The following is a 21,091-nucleotide window of genomic DNA, read 5'->3' as shown; positions in this document are numbered from 1 at the left end:
GTGCACCGACGACGAGGAGACTCCATGGCCAACCCCCAGGGCATCATCGACCCGCCCATCGACGACCTGCTCAGCAAGGTCGAGTCGAAGTACGCGCTCGTCATCTTCGCTTCCAAGCGCGCGCGTCAGATCAACGACTACTACGCCGACCTGCACGAGGGCTCGCTCTTCGACAACGTCGGCCCGCTCGTCGACTCGACGATCGACGACAAGCCGCTGTCCGTGGCTCTCCACGAGATCAACGAGGACAAGCTCACCGTCACCAAGCAGCAGCAGCCCTCCGACTGATCCCGGTGACTGCAGCTGCTCTGCGCCTCTTCACGTCCGAGTCGGTGACCGAGGGGCACCCCGACAAGATCTGCGACCAGATCTCGGACAGCATCCTCGACGCACTGCTCACGGTGGACCCGCACGCGCGGGTCGCCGTCGAGACGATGGTGACGACCGGGCTCGTGCACGTCGCCGGCGAGGTCACGACCTCGGGCTACGTCGAGATCCCCAAGCTCGTCCGTGACGTCATCACGGGCATCGGCTACAACTCGTCGGACGTCTCCTTCGACGGCGCCACGTGCGGCGTCGAGGTGTCGATCGGTGCGCAGTCGCCGGACATCGCGCAGGGCGTCGACGAGTCGCTCGACTCCCGCACCGGCGCGGTCGACCCGCTCGACCGTCAGGGTGCCGGCGACCAGGGCATCATGTTCGGCTTCGCGACGAACGAGACCCCCGAGTACATGCCGGTCGCGATCTGGCTGGCGCACCGCCTAGCCGAGCGTCTGGCCGCCGTGCGCAAGTCCGGCGAGCTGGCCTTCCTGCGCCCGGACGGTAAGACGCAGGTCACCGTCGGGTACGACGGCGTCGTGCCGAAGACCGTCGAGACCGTCGTCCTGTCGACGCAGCACTCGCCGAGCGTCACGCTGGAGCAGCTCACCGCCGAGATCACCGAGCACGTGATCCGTCCGGTGCTCGACCTCGTCGACCTCGACTCCTCGCACGTCGACGTCATCGTCAACCCGACGGGTCGCTTCGAGATCGGTGGCCCCCAGGGCGACGCCGGGCTCACCGGCCGCAAGGTCATCGTCGACACCTACGGCGGGGCCTCCCGTCACGGTGGCGGCGCGTTCAGCGGCAAGGACCCGTCGAAGGTCGACCGCTCGGCGGCGTACGCGCTGCGCTGGGTCGCGAAGAACGCGGTCGCCGCGGGCCTCGCTGACCGGCTCGAGGTGCAGGTCGCCTACGCGATCGGCCGCGCGAAGCCCGTCGGGCTCTACGTCGAGACCTTCGGCACCGGACACGTCGATGACGCCACGATCGAAGCCGCGATCCGCCAGGTCTTCGACCTGCGTCCGGCCGCGATCATCCGCGACCTCGACCTGCTCCGTCCGATCTACGCGCAGACCGCGACGTACGGACACTTCGGCCGCGAGCTCCCCGGGTTCACCTGGGAGCAGCTCGACCGCGTCGAGGAACTCCGCGCCGCCGCAGGGCTCGTCACCGCCGCCGTCTGAGGCACCGCGTGACCACCGTCGCGCGCGTCGTCCTCGACTCGCCGCTCCCGCAGTTGGACCGTCTGTTCGACTACCGGGTGCCGGCCGAGCTCGAGGACGACTGCGTGCCGGGGGTCCGTGTGAAGGTCCCGCTCCGCACCGGGGCCCGGATGTCCGACGGCTACGTCGTCGAGATCGTCGACGAGGGCGACTACCCGGGTGAACTCAGCGCGATCGAGACCCTGGTGTCACCCGTCCCGGTCCTGGCGCCGGAGATCTGGAAGCTCGCCCGCGCCGTGGCCGACCGCGCCGCCGGTGTGGCGTCGGACGTCCTCCGCCTGGCCGTGCCGACCCGCCAGGTCCGCGCCGAGAAGGCCTGGCTCGCGCGGGACACCTCGTGGTCCCCGCCCCCGGTGTCCGCACCGCCGGTGACCGGCTACACCCCGGGCATGCTCGAAGGCGTGATCGCCGAGCACGATCGCGCTGCGGTCGCTGCCGTTCCACACCCGGTGGCGCTGGCCGGGCCCACCAGCGACGAGGGCGACGGCGACTCCGATCCGATCTGGGTGCCCGGTTGGGCAGCCACCCTCGCCCAGGCCGCCGCCCACACGCTGGCGAGCGAGCAGTCCGCCGTCATCGCCGTCCCCGACTTCCGCGACGTGATCGACCTCGAGCGCGCGCTGCTCGCGGTGCTGCCGCCGGAACGGGTCGTGCGCTTCGACGCCAAGCAGACGAACGGTCAGCGGGCCAAGGCACTGCTGCAGGCGCGGACGCACCCCGTCGTCGCGATCGGCAACCGGACGGCGGTGTACGCACCGGCGACCGACCTCGGGCTCATCGCGATGTGGGACGACGGCGACGCCTCGTTCATCGAGCAGCGCGCGCCGTACGTGCACACGCGTGACGTCGCCCTCGTGCGGGCTGCGCAGTCGGGCGCCGCACTGCTGTTCGTCTCGCACGCCCGCAGCACCGACGTGCAGCGGCTCGTCGAACTGCACTGGCTGCAGGACGTCACGCCGTTCCGGGTGAAGACCCCGAAGGTCATCCCCACCGTGCAGCAGACCTCGGCCGAGGGGTACGCCGCACAGGCGCGCATCCCGAGCTCCGCCTGGCGTGCCGCGCGCGAGGCCAGCCAGCACGGCCCGGTGCTCGTGCAGGTCGCGAGCCCCGGGTTCGGCACCGGGCTCGTCTGCGCGGAGTGCGGTGAGCGGGCGCACTGCCGGATCTGCGGCGGTCCGCTCGGCAGTCCGCACCGCGGTGCCACGCCGCAGTGCCGGTTCTGCGGTGCCCTCGCCGTGGGGTTCCGCTGCCCGACGTGCGGCAACGGCACCGTGAAGCCCGTGGGACAGGGCGCTCAACGCACCGCCGACGAACTCGGGCGGGCGTTCCCCGGCACCCGGATCGTGGTGGCCGACGGCTCACGCCCGCTCGACGAGGTGCCCGCGAGGCCCTCCGTCGTCGTCGCGACCCGTGGCGCCGAGCCGAGCGTGCCCGGAGGCTACGCGTGCGTGCTGTTGCTCGACGGCGAGAAGATGCTGGCGCGCGAAGGACTGCGCGTGCAGGAGGACGTGCTCCGGTTCTGGACGAACGCCGCCGCGAAGGGCGCTCCCGGGGCCGAGGCGTACCTGGTCGGCATCGGCGGCAAGCTCGCGACGGCGATGGCGCTCTGGCGGCTCGACGGTCCCGCGCACGACGAACTCACCGACCGGCGCGAACTGCACTTCCCGCCGGCGGTCCGCGTCGCGACGATGACCGGCACCGACGAGGCCGTCACCGCTGCGGTCGAGGCCCTCGAGGGTGCAACCGCGGGCCCGGTGCTCGGCCCGGTCCCCGTCGAGGACGACGCCCTGCCGGGCACGGTCCGGGCGATCGTGCGGTTCCCGTACGCGCACGGTGCCGAGGTCGCGGCGACCCTGAAGGCCGAGGTGATCCGGCGGTCGTCGACCCGGCGGGTGCTGAAGGGCGGCAACCGGCGTCGGGCGGCACCGACGCTGCGGGTCCGGCTCGACGACGCCGAACCCTTCAGCGAGGTCTGACCGCACCGGCCGGCGGGGCGGGGCTTCCGTGGCGGAGCGGCGCCGCGCCTCCCGGGCCGTGTGCGTTCGCACCTTGCGACGTTCCACGCGTCGATCACCTCGTGTTCTGTCGGCCGATGCGCACGCAACCGATGCGTGTGCACCTTCCGACTATCCACCCGTCGATCGACGAGTGGTTTGTCGCGAAACGAGTCCGCCGCGCCGCAGCGTCAGGCGCGCACGGCCCGCCCGCCGACGCGCGGGAACACCACGCCGAGCGCGACCATCCCGACCGCGAGCACGAGGTGCAGCCAGTTGTCCGCCCAGTTCAGCGGCACGAAGTTCGCACCGAACGAGTGCCCCGCGGTGAACAGCCCGTAGACCCAGAGCACGAAGTAGACGACCCCGCCGAGCACCAGGTACATCCGCGAGCCGGTGGCGTACCCCGCCGCGAGCACCCCGACGACCCCGAACAGCAGGTGCACGATGTTGTGCAGCACCGACACCTGGAAGACCCCGAGCAGCATCGCCATCGATCCGTGGCCGGCACCCGCGAGCGAGCCGGACGTCAGCCCGGGCACGAACCCGGCGATCCCGACGAGCAGGAACACGACGCCGACGAGCAGCGCGACCTTCTGGATGCTGGACCCTGCGAAGCGGTCGGTGGACGTGGTGACGTCGGACATGGGAACCCCTCTCGTGCTGTGCCGCAGACCGTACCCACCCGGCGCGGGCCCGGTTCGGGTCAGTCCACCGAGCGCGCGCGTGGGAGGATCGAACCCATGCGTCTCGTCGTCGCCGGCAGCCCCGCTGCGGCCGTCCCCACCCTCCGCCGTCTGGCGGCGTCCGACCACGAGATCGCCGCGGTCCTCACACGTCCGCCGACACCGCAGGGCCGGAAGCGCGTGCTGACGCCGACGCCGGTCGCGCAGGTCGCCGCGGAGCTCGGGCTGCCCGTCATCGAGGCGAGCCGCGTCGACGACGACGTCACCGCGCGCATCGCTGCGCTCGACGTCGACCTCGGTGTCATCGTCGCCTACGGCGCGTTGCTCCGCCGTCCCGCGCTCGACGCCCCGCGCCTCGGCTGGGTGAACCTGCACTTCTCCGACCTGCCGGCGTACCGCGGCGCGGCGCCGGTCCAGCGGGCCGTGATGGCGGGGGACACCCGCACCGCCGCGTCGGTCTTCCAGCTCGTCGAGGCGCTCGACGCCGGCCCGGTGTTCGCAGCGGACCGGTTCGAGATCGACCCGGAGGCCACCGCCGGCGAGGTCCTCGCCGCCATGGCGGAGTCCGGCGCCGAGACCGTCGCCCGGGTGGTCGACGCCATCGCCGCCGGCACGGCCGTCGCGACCGAGCAGACCGGCGAGCCGACGCTCGCGCCGAAGACGACCATCGACGACGGGCGCATCGACTTCGGTGCTCCGGCGGCGGTCGTGCACGCCCGTCTGCGCGGGGTCACCCCCGAGCCCGGCGCGTACGCCCACCTCGGCGAGACCCGCGTGAAGCTGCTCCGCAGCAACCGCCTGACAGGAGGCCCCGCGGACCCCGCCCCGCAGCTCGAGCCCGGTGCGCTGGCACTCCACGGCGGTCGGCTGCTGGTCGGGACCGGTGACACTCCGCTGGCGCTGCTCGAAGTGCAGCCGGCCGGCAAGAAGGCGATGGACGCCGCTGCCTGGGCCCGTGGCCTGGGCGAACTGGACGGGAAGGTCCTCGCATGAGCCAGCCGACGAACACCCGGGGCGCCCGCCGCGGTCCCCGTCCCGCGAACGCCCGTCGTGTCGCGTTCGACGTGCTCCGCGCCGTGCAGGTCGACGACGCGTACGCGAACCTGCTGCTGCCGACACGCATCCGTCGCGCCGGCCTCACCGCGCGCGACGCCGCGTTCGCCACCGAGCTCACCTACGGCTCGATCCGGATGCTCGGTCGCTACGACGTCATCATCGCGCTGGCGTCGGGTCGTCGGCCGGAGAACATCGAGGCCGACGTCCTCGACGTGATGCGGCTCGGCGCCCACCAGCTGCTCGCCATGCGCACCCCGACGCACGCCGCGGTCGACGCCACGGTCGAGCTCGCCCGCGAAGTCGGTGCCCGCCGTGCCACCGGCTTCGTGAACGCCGTGATGCGCAAGATCGCCGCGCGCACCGACGACGAGTGGGACGCGCAGATCACCGAGGGCCGTGGTGGCGACGCCCTGCTCGCCACGCGGTGGTCGCACCCGGTCTGGGTCGTCTCGGCACTGCGCGACGCCCTCGCCGCCGAACGCTCCCGCGACGAGCTCGCCGCCCTGCTCGCCGCCGACAACGCCGCGCCCCGGGTGCAGCTCGCGGCGCTGCCCGGGCTCGCCACCGACGAGGACATCGCCACCGCGACGGCGCGCACGGTGCCGGACGCAGACGACGACGCCGACGCCGATGCCGCGTTCGCCGACGCGACCGGCGCGGCGGACGTGCCCGCGGCCCTGGTGCCCGCCGACGGCGAACCGGAGGCCGACGGCGCGACCGGCACCGTGCCTCCCGTCCGGACCGCCGACCCCGTGCCGGCCGCCGACGCCCTGCCGGTCTCGCCCGTCGGGATCCGGGGCATCTCCGGTGACCCCGCGCGCGTACCGGGCGTCGCTGCCGGGCGCCTGCGCGTGCAGGACGAGGGTTCGCAGCTCGCCGCCCTCGCGCTGAGCCGGTCGTCCGAGGTGCGCGCGGGCGAGCGCTGGCTCGACATGTGCGCCGGTCCCGGCGGCAAGGCCGCGCTGCTCGCCGCCGAGGCGCAGCAGGGCGGCGCGACCCTCGTCGCGAACGAGCTCGTGCCGGCACGTGCCGGACTCGTGCGGAACGCCCTCGGGGTGTTCGGCGACCACGTCCGCGTCGTCGAGGGCGACGCCCGGCGCTACGGCCGCGACGGCACCGGGATGACCTTCGACCGCATCCTGCTCGACGCGCCGTGCACCGGCCTCGGCGCCCTGCGTCGGCGTCCGGAAGCGCGCTGGCGGAAGACCCCCGAGGACGTCCAGGAACTCGCGGTGCTGCAGACCGAGCTGCTCGACGCCGCGGTCCGGGTGCTGGCACCGGGTGGGACGCTCGCGTACGTGACGTGTTCGCCGCACCTGGCCGAGACGCGTGGCCAGGTCGACGCGCTGATGGAGCGGCACGGGGGAGTCCTCGAGCAGCTCGACACCGCGACGATCGTCCGGGGGGTCGCCGCGCGCGACCCGGAGATCGCGGACGGCAACACGGCGCAGCTCTGGCCGCACCGAGTCGGCACGGACGCGATGTTCATCGCGTTGTTCCGTCGCGTCGGCTGAGGCCGTCGAGCGGGGCGTCGCGCTCGCGCCGGTAGGCTTGCCCGGTGACGATCCGCATCTCGCCGAGCATCCTGTCCGCCGACTTCGCGAACCTCGAGCGTGAACTCCACCGCATCGAGACCGCCGACCTGGTGCACGTCGACGTGATGGACAACCACTTCGTGCCGAACCTGACGCTCGGGCTGCCGATCGTCGAGCGCCTGCAGCAGGTCTCCCCGGTGCCGCTCGACGTGCACCTCATGATCACCGACGCCGACGTCAACGCACCGAAGTACGCCGAGACCGGTGCGTCGAGCGTGACGTTCCACTTCGAGGCCGCGGACGACCCCGTGGCCACGGCCGCCGCGATCCGCTCGAACGGCGCCCGCGCGGCCGTCGCGGTGAAGCCGGCCACCCCGATCACGCAGGTGCTGCACCACCTCGACGCCTACGACATGATCCTGCTCATGACCGTCGAGCCCGGCTTCGGCGGGCAGTCGTTCATGCCGTCCGTGATGCCGAAGCTCGCCGACGCCCGTGCGGCGGTCGACGCCTCGGGACTCGACGTGTGGCTCGAGGTCGACGGCGGCATCTCGGTGGACACCGTGCCCGAGGCCGTGCGCAGCGGCGCCGACACGCTCGTCGCCGGGTCGGCCGTGTACGGCGGTGAGCCCGCCGCGCGGATCACGGACCTGCGCGAAGCGGCCGCGCGGGCGCGGGCATGAGCGCGACCCGTCCGGACGGTACGTCGGCAGCGTCAGCGGAGACCGGTAGCCTGGACCGCGTGAAGACGTTCGACGACCTGTTCCAGGAGCTCACCGAGAAGGCGCGCACGCGCCCCGAGGGCTCCGGCACCGTCGCCGAACTGGACGCCGGCGTGCACCAGATCGGCAAGAAGATCGTGGAAGAAGCGGCCGAGGTCTGGATGGCGGCCGAGTACGAGGGCGACGAGCGCACCTCGGAGGAGATCTCGCAGCTCGTGTACCACCTGCAGGTCCTCATGGTGGCGAAGGGGCTGTCCCCGGCGGACATCTGGCGACATCTGTAGGGCGCGCTCGGGCACTGCCCGTGCACCGACCTCGATCCGCCACGACCCCGACCAGAAAGCAGACCCCCTGATGCTCCGCATCGCCGTGCCCAACAAGGGTTCCCTGTCCGAGACCGCGTCCGACATGCTGCGCGAGGCCGGGTACGCCGGTCGCCGCGACCCGAAGGCGCTGCACCTGCTCGACGAGCGCAACGGCGTCGAGTTCTTCTTCCTCCGCCCGCGGGACATCGCGACCTACGTCGGCTCCGGCGCACTCGACGTCGGGATCACCGGCCGCGACCTGCTGCTCGACTCCGGTTCCGAGGCGCACGAGGTCGACGCGCTCGGCTTCGCGGACTCCACGTTCCGGTTCGCCGGCACGCCGGGCCGGTACAGCACGCTGCAGGACCTCGACGGCGTCCGGGTCGCGACGAGCTACCCGGGCCTGGTCGGCGACTTCCTCGCTCGCCACGGGGTGACGGCGACGCTCGTCAAGCTCGACGGGGCCGTCGAGAGCGCCGTGCGTCTCGGTGTCGCCGACGCCGTGGCCGACGTGGTGTCGACGGGCAGCACGCTGCGGCAGGCCGGCCTCGAGATCTTCGGTCCGGTCATCCTCGAGTCGACCGCGCTGCTGGTGTCGACCGACGAGACGATCCCGGGCATCGACGTGCTCCGCCGTCGGCTGCAGGGCGTGCTCGTCGCCCGCGGCTACGTCATGCTCGACTACGACATCCCCACCGCGCTGCTCGAGCAGGCGACGGCAGTCGCGTCCGGCATCGAGTCGCCGACGGTCTCGCCGCTGCACGGCCGTGACTGGTCCGCGGTGCGCGTGATGATCCCGCGCGACGACGCGAACCTCATCATGGACGCCCTGTACGACCTCGGTGCCCGCGCCATCCTCGTCAGCCCGATCCACGCGGCCCGGCTGTGACCGCGGCAGCCACGGCGCCGGGCGGCGTGGCCGTCCGCGTCATCCCGTGCCTCGACGTCAAGGGCGGCCGGGTCGTCAAGGGCGTGAACTTCCTCGATCTGCAGGACGCCGGTGACCCGGTCGAGCTCGCCGCGCGCTACTACGAGCAGGGCGCTGACGAGCTGACCTTCCTCGACGTCGGTGCCACGGTCGAGAACCGCGCCACGATGTACGACACGGTCACCCGCACCGCCGAGCAGGTGTTCATCCCGCTCACGGTCGGTGGCGGCGTCCGTTCCGTCGACGACGTGTCCCGCCTGCAGCAGTGCGGCGCGGACAAGATCGGCGTGAACAGCGCCGCGATCGCCCGGCCCGACCTCGTCGGCGAGATCGCCGACCGGTTCGGCGCGCAGGCCGTGGTGCTGTCGCTCGACGTCAAGCGCTCCGACCGGACTGCGTCCGGCTTCGTGGTCACCACGCACGGCGGCCGCACGGAGACCGACATCGACGCGATCGCCTGGGCGCGCGACGCCGTCGAGCGGGGTGCGGGGGAGCTGCTCGTCAACTCCATCGACGCGGACGGCACGAAGAACGGGTTCGACCTCGAGCTCGTCGCCGCGGTGCGGTCGGTCGCGCGGGTCCCGGTCATCGCCTCGGGAGGCGCGGGTCGGGTCGACCACTTCGCCCCCGCTGTCGACGCGGGTGCGGATGCCCTCCTCGCCGCGTCCGTCTTCCACCGTGGCGAGATGACGGTGGGCGACGTCAAGGCCGCGCTGCGCGCGACCGGCCACGCCGTCCGCTGAACCGCCGCCGCCCGCTGATCCGCCGCCGTAGGCTAGGAGTCTCATGACCGACAGCACCAGCACCGACACCGACGCGGTCCTCGACCGCGCACGTTTCGGTGCGGACGGGCTGCTCCCCGCCATCGTGCAAGAGGAGTCGTCGAAGGACGTCCTCATGCTCGGGTACATGGACCGGGAAGCGCTCCGCCGCACCCTCACCGAGGGGCGCGTGACCTTCTGGTCGCGGTCGCGGAACGAGTACTGGCGGAAGGGCGACACGTCGGGGCACGCGCAGTACGTGCGCGACGCGGCGTTCGACTGCGACGCCGACACCCTGCTCGTCACCGTGCAGCAGGTCGGTGCCGCGTGCCACACCGGGGCGCACCGCTGCTTCGACGTCGATCCGCTCGCGCCCACGACGGCGTCAGCCCCGGCCGACACGGCAGTGGAGGCGACCCGATGACGACCGCGACGATCTCCGATGCGCCGCACACGACCTCCCGGCCGGAGTTCGACGCGCTGCTGAGCGACCACCGCGTCGTCCCGGTGGTGCGCGCGCTCTACGCCGACAGCGAGACGCCGGTGGGTGTCTACCGGAAGCTCGCCGACGGCCGGCCCGGGTCGTTCCTGCTGGAGTCCGCGGGCCAGGGCGGCCTCTGGTCGCGCTGGTCGTTCGTCGGTGTGCGCAGCTTCGGCGTCCTCACGCAGGAGGGCGACCGCGCCGCCTGGATCGACACCGGCATCGACGCCGAACGTGCGGTCGGCTCACTCGACGGCGAACCGCTCGAGGTCCTGGCACGCCTGCACGAGCGCTGGGCCACCCCGCGGGTGCCCGGCTCCCCGCCGCTCGTCGGCGGGACGGTCGGGTTCATCGGGTGGGAGGCCGTGCGCCAGCTCGAGCACCTGCCGAACGTGCCGCCGGCCGACTTCGACGTGCCCGGACAGGCACTGTCCTTCGTCTCCGAGCTCGTCGCGCTCGACCACCGCACGGGGCTCGTCCTGCTCGTCGCGAGCGTGCTGAACGACGGCACCGACGACGCCGACACGCTCTGGTCCGACGCGCAGCGCCGCCTCGACCGCCTGCAGGCCGACCTCGTCCAGCCGAGCGTCGCGACCGTCGCCGAGGCGTTCGAGATCGCCGAGCCGACGCCGACGCACCGTTCCACGCCGGACGAGTACATGGCCGCGGTGGAGCGCTCGAAGGAGTTCATCCGCGACGGCGACGTGTTCCAGGTCGTGATCTCGCAGCGCTTCGACCACGAGGTGACCGCCGACCCGCTCGACGTGTACCGGGTCCTCCGGACGTTGAACCCGAGTCCGTACATGTACTTCCTGGCCCTGGCGGACACCGCCGACGAGCGGTACTGGATCGTCGGCGCCTCGCCGGAGGCCCTGGTGAAGGTGCAGTCCGGCCGCGCCATCACGCACCCGATCGCCGGGTCGCGTCCACGTGGTGCGACCCCGGAAGAGGACGTCCGCTTCGGCGACGACCTGCTCGACGACCCGAAGGAACGCGCCGAGCACCTGATGCTCGTCGACCTGGCCCGCAACGACCTGCAGAAGGTCTGCGAGCCCGGTACCGTCGCGGTCACCGAGTTCATGACGGTCGAGCGCTTCAGTCACATCATGCACCTGGTGTCGAGCGTCGAGGGTGCGGTGCGTCCGGGGATGTCCGCCATCGACGTGTTCCGGGCGACGTTCCCGGCCGGCACCCTGTCCGGTGCGCCGAAGCCCCGCGCGCTGGAGATCATCGACGAGCTCGAGCCGGCGAAGCGCGGTGCCTACGCCGGTGTCGTCGGCTACTTCGACTTCGCCGGTGACGCGGACATCGCGATCGCGATCCGCACCGCCCTGATCAAGGACGGCGTGGCACGGGTGCAGGCCGGTGCCGGCCTGGTGGCGGACTCCGACCCGGCCACCGAGCACGAGGAGACCATCAACAAGGCGGCGGCACCCCTGCGGGCCGTGGCCACGGCGAACCGGATGCGCGAGGTGCGCTCGTGAAGCGCTCGCGCCCGATCGTCGTCGTCGCCGGACTGCTCGTCGCCGGCATCATAATGCTCGCGTGGACGCAGACCTGGTTCACCGTGGACCTGCACGCCGGTGCGGCAGTCACCTCGACGGTCGACGCCGACGGGGCCGCGGTCGTGCCGCAGTACACCGCCCTGGCGATCGCGAGCCTGGCCCTGTTCCTCGCGATGACCATCGCCGGCCGGGTGCTGCGCATCGTGCTCGCGTGCGTCGAGATCCTGCTCGGACTCGGCGTCGTGGTCAGCGGCATCACCGCACTCGGTGACCCGGTCGCCGCGGCGAAGGGTGCCGTCGGCGCGGTGGCCGGGGTCAGCGACCTGACCGCCGTGCGCCGCGTCGTGTCCGGCGTCGACGTGTCGCTCTGGCCGGCCGTCGGCATCGCCGGTGGGGTCCTGGCCGTCCTGCTCGGTGTCGTCGTCATCGTGGTGCAGCGTGCGTGGCCCGGTCCGAGCCGGAAGTACGGCGCGGCGACCGCGGGAGCCGCCGCCGACGCCCGCGCCGCAGCCCCGGTCGTGCGCGACGCCGTCGTGGACTGGGACGACCTCAGTGCTGGGGTCGACCCGACCGACGGCACGGTAGGATCGGATGGGCGTCGGTCGACCGACGACGCCGGAGCAGAACGAGGAGCACCGTGAGCAACACTGAGCCCGCAGAACTCGGCGAAGGCCACTCGCCGGCCGCCTGGACCGCCGTCGTGATCATGCTGATCGGATTCGCGGCAGGCACGCTGTTCTTCTGGTTCGACCAGCCGTGGGGCGTCTGGGTCTCCGCTGCCGTCGTCGTCATCGGTCTGGTCATCGGCGCGGTCATGGCGAAGGCCGGTTACGGCGTGAACGGCCCGAAGTACGTCGCCAAGCACCACGCCGAGTAGGACTCGCATGCCGAACGTGCTCGAGACCCTCGTCGCGGGCGCGCTCGAGGACGCCGCCGCCCGTCGCGTCGACCGCCCGTACTCGGACGTCGAACGCGACCTCGACCGGGTGGCGTCGCCGCTCGACGCCCTCGCGTTCCTCGCCCCGGGCGACCGGGTGAAGATCCTCGCCGAGGTCAAGCGCGCCAGCCCGTCCCGTGGCTCGATGGCCCCCATCGAGGACCCGGCCGCACTCGCAGCCGACTACGAGCGCGGTGGCGCGTCGACGATCAGCGTCCTGACCGAGGGGCGCAAGTTCCTCGGCAGTCTCGCCGACCTCGAAGCCGTCAAAGCCCGCGTGGGCATCCCCGTGCTGCGCAAGGACTTCATCGCCGACCCGTACCAGGTCGTCGAGGCCCGGGCCGCCGGCGCCGACGTCGTGCTGCTCATCGTGGCCGCGCTCGAGCAGCAGCAGCTGGTCGAGCTCCACACGCTGGCCGAAGAACTCGGCATGCGCGTGCTGGTCGAGGCGCACTCCGCCGACGAGGTCTCCCGTGGCCTCGACGCCGGTGCGCGGATCCTCGGCGTCAACGCGCGCGACCTCACCGACTTCTCGCTCGACCGCGACCTGTTCGGGTCGCTCGCCGACCGCATCCCCGACGGGGTCGTGCGCGTCGCCGAGTCCGCCGTCGCCGGTCCCGCCGACGTCGCCCACTACCGCGCAGCGGGTGCCGACGTCGTCCTGGTCGGGGAAGCGCTCGTCACGGGTGCAGACCCCGCCGCCACCCTCGCGTCGTTCATCGAGGCCGCCGACCGCGGCTGAACGTTCCACCCGTCCGACCACCGGCACCGCCGGTCGCGTCGGACACGTCCCGGGAAGACCCATCGTGACCTCACTCCGCGACCTGCACGGCCCGTACTTCGGTGACTTCGGCGGACGCTTCGTCCCCGAGTCGCTCGTCCTCGCGCTCGACGAGCTCGAGGCCGCCTTCCGCACGGCCTGGGCGGACCCGGCCTTCCGTGCCGAGCTCGACGAGCTCCAGCGCGACTACACCGGTCGTCCGTCGATCATCACCGAGGTGCCGCGGTTCGCGAAGCACGCCGGTGGTGCCCGCGTGATCCTGAAGCGCGAGGACCTGAACCACACCGGGTCGCACAAGATCAACAACGTGCTCGGTCAGGCGCTCGTGGCCCGTCGGCTCGGCAAGACCCGCCTCATCGCGGAGACCGGTGCCGGCCAGCACGGCGTGGCCACGGCGACCGCGGCTGCGCTGTTCGGCATGGACTGCGTCGTGTACATGGGTGCCGTCGACACCGAACGGCAGGCGCTCAACGTCGCCCGGATGCGCCTGCTCGGCGCCGAGGTGATCCCGGTCGAGACCGGATCGCGCACGCTGAAGGACGCCATCAACGAGGCCCTCCGCGACTGGGTGGCGAACGTCGACTCGACCCACTACCTGCTCGGCACGGTCGCCGGCCCGCACCCGTTCCCCGAGATGGTGCGCGAGTTCCACAAGGTGATCGGTGAAGAGGCCCGCCAGCAGGTCCTCGACCGCGTCGGGCGTCTCCCCGACGCCGTCGCCGCGTGCGTCGGTGGCGGCTCGAACGCGATGGGCATCTTCGAGGCGTTCCTCGACGACGAGTCCGTCGCGCTGCACGGCTTCGAGGCCGGTGGCGACGGCGTGGAGACCGGTCGGCACGCCGCGAGCATCACGCTCGGTCGCGAAGGCGTCCTGCAGGGCGCGAAGTCCTACCTCATGCAGGACGAGGACGGCCAGACCATCGAGAGCCACAGCATCTCCGCCGGGCTCGACTACCCGAGCGTCGGGCCGGAGCACGCCTACCTGGCGTCGATCGGTCGCGCACAGTACGCGCCGATCACCGACACCGAGGCGATGGAGGCGTTCCGGCTGCTCAGCCAGACCGAGGGCATCATCCCGGCGATCGAGTCGGCGCACGCGCTCGCGGGTGCGATGAAGCTCGGCAAGGAGCTCGGCCCCGAGGGCGTCGTGCTCGTGAACCTGTCCGGCCGTGGCGACAAGGACGTGGCGTCCGCCAGTCGCTACTTCGGCATCCTCGACGAGAACGCGGTGCAGCTGTGACCACGAACCAGACCGTCGCCACGACGATCGACACCGCCAACGCCGAGCGTGCCGGGGCCGTCGTCGGCTACCTGCCCGCCGGGTACCCCGACGTGCAGACCAGCGTCGACGCTGCCGTCGCCCTCGCCGAGAACGGCGTGGACGTCATCGAGCTCGGCCTGCCGTACTCCGACCCCGTCATGGACGGTCCGGTCATCCAGCGTGCGGCCGAGGAGAGCCTGGCGAACGGCTTCCGGGTCGCGCAGGTCTTCGATGCCGTGCACCAGATCACCGAGCGCGCCGACGTGCCGGTGCTCGTGATGACGTACTGGAACCCTGTGCTCCGCTACGGCGTGGACCGCTTCGCCGACGACCTCGTCGCCGCCGGAGCCGCGGGCCTCATCACGCCCGACCTGATCCCGGACGAAGCCGCCGAGTGGATGGCCTCGTCGGAGCGGACCGGCCTGGACCGCGTGTTCCTCGCGGCACCGTCCTCGTCCGACTCCCGGATGCAGCAGACGGTGCAGGCGAGCCGCGGGTTCGTTTACGCCGTCTCGACGATGGGCGTCACCGGAGCACGGGCCGGCGTCGACGTCGCTGCACGCACCGTGGTGTCGCGGCTCCGTGACGCCGGCGTCGCGCGCACCTGCGTGGGCCTCGGCATCTCGACGGCCGAGCAGGTCGCCGAGGTCCTGGAGTACGCCGACGGCGCGATCGTCGGCTCGGCGTTCGTCCGCGCACTGGCCGACCTCGGGGTGCAGGGGGTCGCCGACCGCGCGGCCGACCTCACCACCGGCGCCCGCCGCTCCTAGTCCAGTTCCTGGCGGGCCCACGACCCGCGCTACAGTGAGCGGGGCCGACGACACGTCGACACCGCGCCCCGTCAGTTCCGAAAGGCGACCGTTCCTCCATGCCCCTCCTGAGCATCCCGAGCCCGAGCACCGCCTGGCAGTACTTCGACCTGACCGCCTGGCTGCGCGACGTGTTCGGTTGGTCGCTGCCGCTCGACTTCCGCATCCACGCGTACGCGATCTGCATCCTGCTCGGGATCGTCGCCGCGGTCCTGCTCGCGAACCGCCGCCTCAACGCGCGCGGCGTCGAGCGTTGGATCATCATCGACATCGCGATCTGGGCGGTGCCCGCCGGCATCATCGGCGGCCGGCTCTTCCACGTGTTCACGCACGTGTCGGACTACTTCGGCCCCGGCATCGACCCGCTGTCCTTCCTGTACATCTGGGAGGGCGGGCTCGCGATCTTCGGCGCCCTGATCCTCGGGTCCGTCGGTGCCTGGATCGGCTGCCGCCAGGTCGGCCTGCGGTTCACGTCGTTCATCGACGCCGTCGTGCCCGGGGTGCTGCTCGCACAGGCCTTCGGTCGGCTCGGCAACTACTTCAACCACGAGCTCTTCGGCATGCCGACCAGCCTGCCGTGGGGCCTGCAGATCGAGTCGACGAACGCCGCGTTCCCGAAGGGCCTGCCCGAGGGCACGCTGTTCCACCCGACGTTCCTCTACGAGATCATCTGGAACGTCCTGGGCGTCGTCGTCATCCTGCTGCTCGACCGCAAGTTCACGCTGCAGTGGGGCAAGGTCCTCGCCCTGTACCTGATCTGGTACGGCGTCGGCCGGTCCTTCCTCGAGTCGATCCGCGTCGACACCAGCGAGACCTTCGCGGGCATCCGCACGAACGTCTGGATGTCGTTCGCGGCCATCCTGCTCGGCATCGTCATCTTCATCGTGCAGACCCGTCGGCACACCGGCAAGGAGCCGAGCCCGTACCTGCCCGGTCGCGAGCCGCGTCCGAAGTCCGATGTAGACTCCGACGACACCTTCTCGGAGCACGAGGACGACGACGAACGCCTCGTCGCCCAGGGCTCCGGAGCGGTCACGACTCCCACTGACCGCGCCTAGGAGCACTCCTCCCCGCCACAAGCGGGGCACGGGCACCAGTCCCGCCCGTCTGGGCGGAACGCACCACCGGGCCACCGCTGTCCCTGTTCCACTTCCTCGTGAGGACGGTTCCCCCATGGCGCTCCAGCCACTCCAGCCCTCGGCACCGAAGTCCCTCGTGCCGCCGCACCGTCGGTTCTCGGCGGTCCCCGACGCCACCGGCATGTACGACCCGGCGAACGAGAAGGACGCCTGCGGTCTCGCGATGGTCGCGACGCTGCGCGGGACGCCCGGCCACGACATCGTCGACGCTGCACTCGGCGCCCTCCGCAACCTCGAGCACCGCGGTGCCGTCGGTTCGGACGCCGGCACGGGCGACGGCGCGGGCATCCTGTGCCAGGTGCCGGACGAGTTCCTGCGCGCCGTGGCGCCGTTCGACCTGCCGGCGGCGGGGGAGTACGCGGTCGGCACGGCCTACCTGCCGACCGACGAGGGCGACCGGCACGCCGTCAAGGGCGCCGTCGAACGACTGGCGCGCGAAGAGGGCCTGAAGGTCCTCGGCTGGCGCGAGGTCCCGGTGCGCCCCGAGGTGCTCGGCACCCTGGCGCGTGCGGCGATGCCGGCGTTCGAGCAGCTGTTCGTCGCCTCGGTGCGCCACGACGTGCACGGCGCCTCGTGGAGCGGCATCGCCCTGGACCGCCAGACCTACCGGCTGCGCAAGCGCGCCGAGCACGCGAACGACCTGTACTTCATGTCGCTGTCGAGCCGCACCATGGTCTACAAGGGCATGGTCACGACGCTGCAGCTCGAGCCGTTCTACCCGGACCTCAGCGACGAGCGCTTCGCGTCGAAGCTCGCGATCGTGCACTCGCGCTACTCGACCAACACGTTCCCGTCGTGGCCGCTCGCGCAGCCCTTCCGAACGATCGCGCACAACGGTGAGATCAACACGGTGCGCGGCAACCGCAACTGGATGCGCGCACGCCAGTCGCAGCTCGAGAGCGAACTGCTCGGCGATGTGGCGCCGCTGCTGCCGATCGTCAGCCCCGGTGCGAGCGACTCGGCGTCGTTCGACGAGGTCCTCGAGCTCCTGACCCTGACCGGCCGGACGCTGCCGCACGCGGTGTCGATGATGGTGCCGGAGGCCTGGGAGAACCAGGTCGGGATGGACCCGGAGCTGCGGGCGTTCTACGAGTACCACTCGATGCTCATGGAGCCGTGGGACGGTCCAGCCGCCATCACCTTCACCGACGGCTCGCTCGTCGGCGCGACCCTCGACCGCAACGGGCTGCGTCCCGGGCGCTTCCTCGTCACCGACGACGGGCTCATCGTCATGGGGTCGGAGACCGGTGTCATCGACGTGCCCGCCGCGAAGGTCGTCCGCAAGGGCCGTCTGCGCCCCGGCCGGATGTTCCTGGTGGACACCGAGGCCGGCCGCATCATCGAGGACGACGAGGTCAAGCAGGGCCTGGCGTCCTCCGGCCCGTGGGGCGAATGGCTCGACGAGGGCCGCATCAACCTGAACGACCTGCCCGACCGCGAGCACATCGTGCACACCCCGGCATCGGTCACCCGTCGGCAGCGTGCGTTCGGGTACACCGAAGAAGAGGTCCGCATCCTGCTCCGCCCGATGGCGCAGGTGGGCGCGGAGCCGCTCGGTGCGATGGGGTCCGACACCCCGATCGCGGTGCTCTCGCAGCGCCCCCGGCTGCTGTTCGACTACTTCACCCAGCAGTTCGCCCAGGTGACGAACCCGCCGCTCGACTCGATCCGCGAGCAGGTCATCACCTCGATGGGCATGGGCCTCGGTCCGGAGCGCAACCTGCTGTCGGCCGGTCCCGAGCACGCGAAGCAGATCACGCTCGACTTCCCGGTGATCGACAACGACCAGCTCGCCAAGGTGCAGCACTTCGAGACGGAGTCGGGCCGGCACCTGACGGTCACGATCAAGGGCCTGTACCGCGTCGACGCCGGCAAGAAGGCGATGCAGAAGCGCATCGCCGCCGTGTGCGACGAGGTCGACGCCGCGATCGAGTCGGGCAAGCAGTTCATCGTGCTGTCGGACCGCGACGGCAACGCCGAGCAGGCGCCCGTGCCGAGCCTGTTGCTGCTCGCCGCCGTGCACCACCACCTGATCCGCACCGAGCAGCGCATGAAGGTCGGCCTGATCGTCGAGGCCGGCGACGTGCGCGAGGTCCACCACGTGGCGTCCCTCATCGGGTACGGCGCGTCGGCGATCAACCCGTACCTCGCGATGGAGACCTGCGAGAACCTGGTCCGTGCCGGCATGATCACCGGGATCACCCCGGAGCAGGCCGTCAAGAACGTGATCAAGGCGCTCGGCAAGGGCGTCCTGAAGATCATGTCGAAGATGGGCATCTCGACGGTCTCGAGCTACGCCGGTGCCCAGGCGTTCGAAGCCGTGGGGCTCAGCCAGGAGTTCGTCGACAAGTACTTCACCGGCACGTCGTCGATCCTCGGCGGGGTCGACATCGACGTCATCGCGAAGGAGAACGCCGAGCGGCACGCCCAGGCGTACCCGCAGGACGGCGCGGTCCTGTCGCACGAGCGACTGCAGACCGGCGGCGAGTACCAGTGGCGTCGCGAAGGCCCCCCGCACCTGTTCAACCCGGACACCGTCTTCCGGCTGCAGCACGCCACCCGTGCCCGCCGGTACGACATCTTCCGTGAGTACTCGAGCGCCGTGGACGACCAGTCCGAGGAGCTCATGACGCTGCGCGGGCTGTTCCGCTTCAAGCACGGGGCGCGGAAGCCCGTCGCGCTCGACGAGGTCGAGTCGATCGAGTCGATCGTCAAGCGCTTCAACACGGGCGCGATGTCGTACGGCTCCATCTCGAAGGAAGCCCACGAGACGCTCGCGATCGCGATGAACCGCCTCGGTGGCCGCTCGAACACGGGGGAGGGCGGCGAGGACGTCGACCGGTTGCTCGACCCCGAGCGCCGCAGCGCGATCAAGCAGGTCGCCTCCGGGCGGTTCGGCGTGACGAGCATGTACCTCACCCACGCCACCGACATCCAGCTGAAGATGGCGCAGGGTGCGAAGCCCGGCGAGGGCGGCCAGCTGCCCCCGCAGAAGGTGTACCCGTGGGTCGCCCGCACCCGGCACGCCACCGCCGGCGTCGGCCTCATCTCGCCGCCGCCGCACCACGACATCTACTCGATCGAGGACCTCAAGCAGCTGATCTTCGACGTGAAGCGCGCCAACCCTGCCGCACGCGTCCACGTGAAGCTCGTGAGCCAGTCCGGCATCGGCGCGGTCGCGGCCGGTGTGACGAAGGCGCTGGCCGACGTGGTGCTCGTGTCCGGACACGACGGTGGCACGGGCGCGTCCCCGCTCAACTCGCTCAAGCACGCCGGCACCCCGTGGGAGATCGGCCTCGCCGAGACGCAGCAGACGCTCATGCTGAACGGCATGCGCGACCGCGTCGTCGTGCAGGTCGACGGTCAGATGAAGACCGGGCGCGACGTCGTCGTGGCAGCCCTGCTCGGCGCCGAGGAGTACGGCTTCGCCACCGCTCCGCTCGTCGTCGAGGGCTGCATCCTGATGCGCGTGTGCCACCTGGACACGTGTCCGGTGGGGGTCGCGACGCAGAACCCCGAGCTCCGCAAGCGCTTCTCCGGCAAGCCCGAGTTCGTCGTGAACTTCTTCGAGTTCATCGCGCAGGAAGTGCGCGAGCTCCTCGCCGAGCTCGGCTTCCGCACCCTCGACGAGGCGATCGGCCGGTCCGACGCCCTCGACGTCGACCGTGCCCTCGAGCACTGGAAGGCGTCAGGGCTCGACCTCGCACCGGTCCTCGCGGGTCCGCACTTCGAGGACGCCGAGCCGCGTCGCCACCAGCGCGAGCAGGACCACGAGCTCGAGCAGCACTTCGACGTGGGGCTGATCCAGCAGACCGCCGACGTGCTCGACCACGGCGGCTCGATCGCGCTCGACCTGCCCATCCGCAACACCGAACGCGCGGTCGGCACGATGCTCGGCCACGAGGTCACCAAACGGCACGGCGAGCACGGGCTGCCCAGCGGCTCGATCGACGTCACGCTGCGCGGCTCCGCCGGACAGTCGCTCGGCGCGTTCATGCCCGCCGGCATCACCCTGCGCCTCATCGGCGACAGCAACGACTACGTCGGCAAGGGCCTGTCCGGTGGCGAGATCATCGTGCGGCCGGACGCCGGTTCGGGCTTCGACCCGGCGGAGAACGTCATCGCCGGCAACGTGATCGGCTACGGCGCGACCCAGGGCAGCATGTTCATCCGTGGCATCGTGGGCGAGCGCTTCCTGGTGCGCAACTCGGGGGCGACCGCGGTGGTCGAGGGCGTTGGCGACCACGCGCTCGAGTACATGACGGGCGGGCTCGCGCTCATCCTGGGCGAGACCGGTCGGAACCTCGGGGCCGGCATGTCCGGCGGCACCGCGTACGTCCGTGGTCTGCGCGAGGAGCACGTCAACACCGACGCCCTCGCGACCGGTGAACTCCGACTCGAGGCGCTCGACAGCGCCGACGTCGAGATCGTCACCGACCTGCTCACCCGGCACGCCGAGGAGACCGGTTCGACGCTCGCGTCCGACCTGCTCGAGTCCGGCGACCTGAGCGACTTCGTCAAGGTGCTGCCGCGTGACTACGCGGCGGTGCTCGAGACCCGTCAGCGCGCCGTCGACGAGGGGCTCGACCCCGACGGCGACGTCGTCTGGAACAGAATCATGGAGGTGACCGGTGGCTGAGCGTCACG

19 protein-coding genes are annotated in these 21,091 nt (G+C 71.6%); 18 read left to right on the top strand and 1 reads right to left on the bottom strand.

The features are described from left to right. The first annotated feature begins 24 nt into the window (after positions 1–24). From rpoZ to ACIPV1_RS03890, 3 genes are read left to right on the top strand one after another with little or no spacing between them, the layout of a single operon-like run. Positions 25–288, top strand: a complete 264-nt coding sequence (gene rpoZ / locus ACIPV1_RS03900) for a DNA-directed RNA polymerase subunit omega (RefSeq protein ID WP_114849971.1) — start codon at positions 25–27, stop codon at positions 286–288. A 5-nt stretch (positions 289–293) separates the two neighbouring features. Beyond that, positions 294–1,505: a methionine adenosyltransferase gene (gene metK / locus ACIPV1_RS03895; RefSeq protein ID WP_111083919.1), complete on the top strand. Its 1,212-nt coding sequence runs from the start codon at positions 294–296 to the stop codon at positions 1,503–1,505. Positions 1,506–1,513: 8 nt separating this feature from the next. Then, positions 1,514–3,520 carry a primosomal protein N' gene (locus tag ACIPV1_RS03890; RefSeq protein ID WP_123937799.1) on the top strand — a complete coding sequence of 669 codons (2,007 nt, stop codon included), beginning with the start codon at positions 1,514–1,516 and terminating at the stop codon, positions 3,518–3,520. A 209-nt stretch (positions 3,521–3,729) separates the two neighbouring features. On the opposite strand, the gene ACIPV1_RS03885 is transcribed toward ACIPV1_RS03890, so the two are convergent. Then, positions 3,730–4,185 carry a DUF4383 domain-containing protein gene (locus ACIPV1_RS03885; protein ID WP_205462496.1) on the bottom strand — a complete coding sequence of 152 codons (456 nt, stop codon included), beginning with the start codon at positions 4,183–4,185 and terminating at the stop codon, positions 3,730–3,732. Between the two features lie 96 nt (positions 4,186–4,281). Between ACIPV1_RS03885 and ACIPV1_RS03880 the strand changes: the two genes are divergently transcribed. The 15 genes from ACIPV1_RS03880 (at position 4,282) to gltB (ending at position 21,083) form a co-directional block, all read left to right on the top strand. Next, the gene (locus ACIPV1_RS03880) at positions 4,282–5,217 is read left to right on the top strand and encodes a methionyl-tRNA formyltransferase (protein ID WP_402725783.1); all 936 of its coding nucleotides are present in this window, start codon (positions 4,282–4,284) and stop codon (positions 5,215–5,217) included. Beyond that, positions 5,214–6,794 carry an RsmB/NOP family class I SAM-dependent RNA methyltransferase gene (locus tag ACIPV1_RS03875; RefSeq protein ID WP_402725782.1) on the top strand — a complete coding sequence of 527 codons (1,581 nt, stop codon included), beginning with the start codon at positions 5,214–5,216 and terminating at the stop codon, positions 6,792–6,794. The genes ACIPV1_RS03880 and ACIPV1_RS03875 overlap by 4 nt, the downstream gene beginning before the upstream one ends. A 44-nt stretch (positions 6,795–6,838) precedes the next feature. Then, entirely contained in the window at positions 6,839–7,498 is a 660-nt protein-coding gene (gene rpe, locus ACIPV1_RS03870; RefSeq protein WP_123937802.1) for a ribulose-phosphate 3-epimerase, read from the top strand. Between the two features lie 59 nt (positions 7,499–7,557). After that, the gene (locus ACIPV1_RS03865; protein WP_111084162.1) at positions 7,558–7,821 is read left to right on the top strand and encodes a phosphoribosyl-ATP diphosphatase; all 264 of its coding nucleotides are present in this window, start codon (positions 7,558–7,560) and stop codon (positions 7,819–7,821) included. Between the two features lie 70 nt (positions 7,822–7,891). Further along, the gene (gene hisG, locus ACIPV1_RS03860; protein ID WP_111083926.1) at positions 7,892–8,731 is read left to right on the top strand and encodes an ATP phosphoribosyltransferase; all 840 of its coding nucleotides are present in this window, start codon (positions 7,892–7,894) and stop codon (positions 8,729–8,731) included. Beyond that, on the top strand, positions 8,728–9,513 hold the full coding sequence (hisF, locus tag ACIPV1_RS03855) for an imidazole glycerol phosphate synthase subunit HisF (RefSeq protein WP_243692450.1): 786 nt from the start codon (positions 8,728–8,730) through the stop codon (positions 9,511–9,513). Before hisG ends, hisF begins: the two co-directional genes overlap by 4 nt. Before the next feature lie 43 nt (positions 9,514–9,556). Then, complete coding sequence (gene hisI, locus ACIPV1_RS03850) at positions 9,557–9,955, top strand: phosphoribosyl-AMP cyclohydrolase (RefSeq protein ID WP_123937803.1); 399 nt, start codon at positions 9,557–9,559, stop codon at positions 9,953–9,955. After that, positions 9,952–11,496, top strand: a complete 1,545-nt coding sequence (locus ACIPV1_RS03845; protein ID WP_123294327.1) for an anthranilate synthase component I — start codon at positions 9,952–9,954, stop codon at positions 11,494–11,496. The genes hisI and ACIPV1_RS03845 overlap by 4 nt, the downstream gene beginning before the upstream one ends. Continuing rightward, positions 11,493–12,158, top strand: coding sequence for a Trp biosynthesis-associated membrane protein (locus ACIPV1_RS03840; protein WP_123339700.1), 666 nt, complete (start codon positions 11,493–11,495; stop codon positions 12,156–12,158). Before ACIPV1_RS03845 ends, ACIPV1_RS03840 begins: the two co-directional genes overlap by 4 nt. Then, on the top strand, positions 12,155–12,394 hold the full coding sequence (locus ACIPV1_RS03835; RefSeq protein ID WP_159571188.1) for an HGxxPAAW family protein: 240 nt from the start codon (positions 12,155–12,157) through the stop codon (positions 12,392–12,394). The genes ACIPV1_RS03840 and ACIPV1_RS03835 overlap by 4 nt, the downstream gene beginning before the upstream one ends. A gap of 16 nt (positions 12,395–12,410) precedes the next feature. Next, positions 12,411–13,196: an indole-3-glycerol phosphate synthase TrpC gene (trpC, locus tag ACIPV1_RS03830; RefSeq protein ID WP_123339898.1), complete on the top strand. Its 786-nt coding sequence runs from the start codon at positions 12,411–12,413 to the stop codon at positions 13,194–13,196. Between the two features lie 64 nt (positions 13,197–13,260). After that, complete coding sequence (trpB, locus tag ACIPV1_RS03825) at positions 13,261–14,475, top strand: tryptophan synthase subunit beta (protein WP_123294329.1); 1,215 nt, start codon at positions 13,261–13,263, stop codon at positions 14,473–14,475. Then, on the top strand, positions 14,472–15,266 hold the full coding sequence (gene trpA / locus ACIPV1_RS03820; protein WP_402725781.1) for a tryptophan synthase subunit alpha: 795 nt from the start codon (positions 14,472–14,474) through the stop codon (positions 15,264–15,266). Before trpB ends, trpA begins: the two co-directional genes overlap by 4 nt. Positions 15,267–15,364: 98 nt before the next feature. Next, positions 15,365–16,363, top strand: coding sequence for a prolipoprotein diacylglyceryl transferase (gene lgt, locus ACIPV1_RS03815; RefSeq protein ID WP_123294331.1), 999 nt, complete (start codon positions 15,365–15,367; stop codon positions 16,361–16,363). Between the two features lie 202 nt (positions 16,364–16,565). Continuing rightward, positions 16,566–21,083 carry a glutamate synthase large subunit gene (gene gltB / locus ACIPV1_RS03810; protein WP_123938111.1) on the top strand — a complete coding sequence of 1,506 codons (4,518 nt, stop codon included), beginning with the start codon at positions 16,566–16,568 and terminating at the stop codon, positions 21,081–21,083. The last annotated feature ends 8 nt before the right edge of the window (positions 21,084–21,091 follow it).

Source organism: Curtobacterium sp. NPDC089991 (assembly GCF_044748425.1).
Classification (GTDB): Bacteria; Actinomycetota; Actinomycetes; order Actinomycetales; family Microbacteriaceae; genus Curtobacterium.
This window is presented reverse-complemented; position numbering and strand designations above follow the sequence as displayed.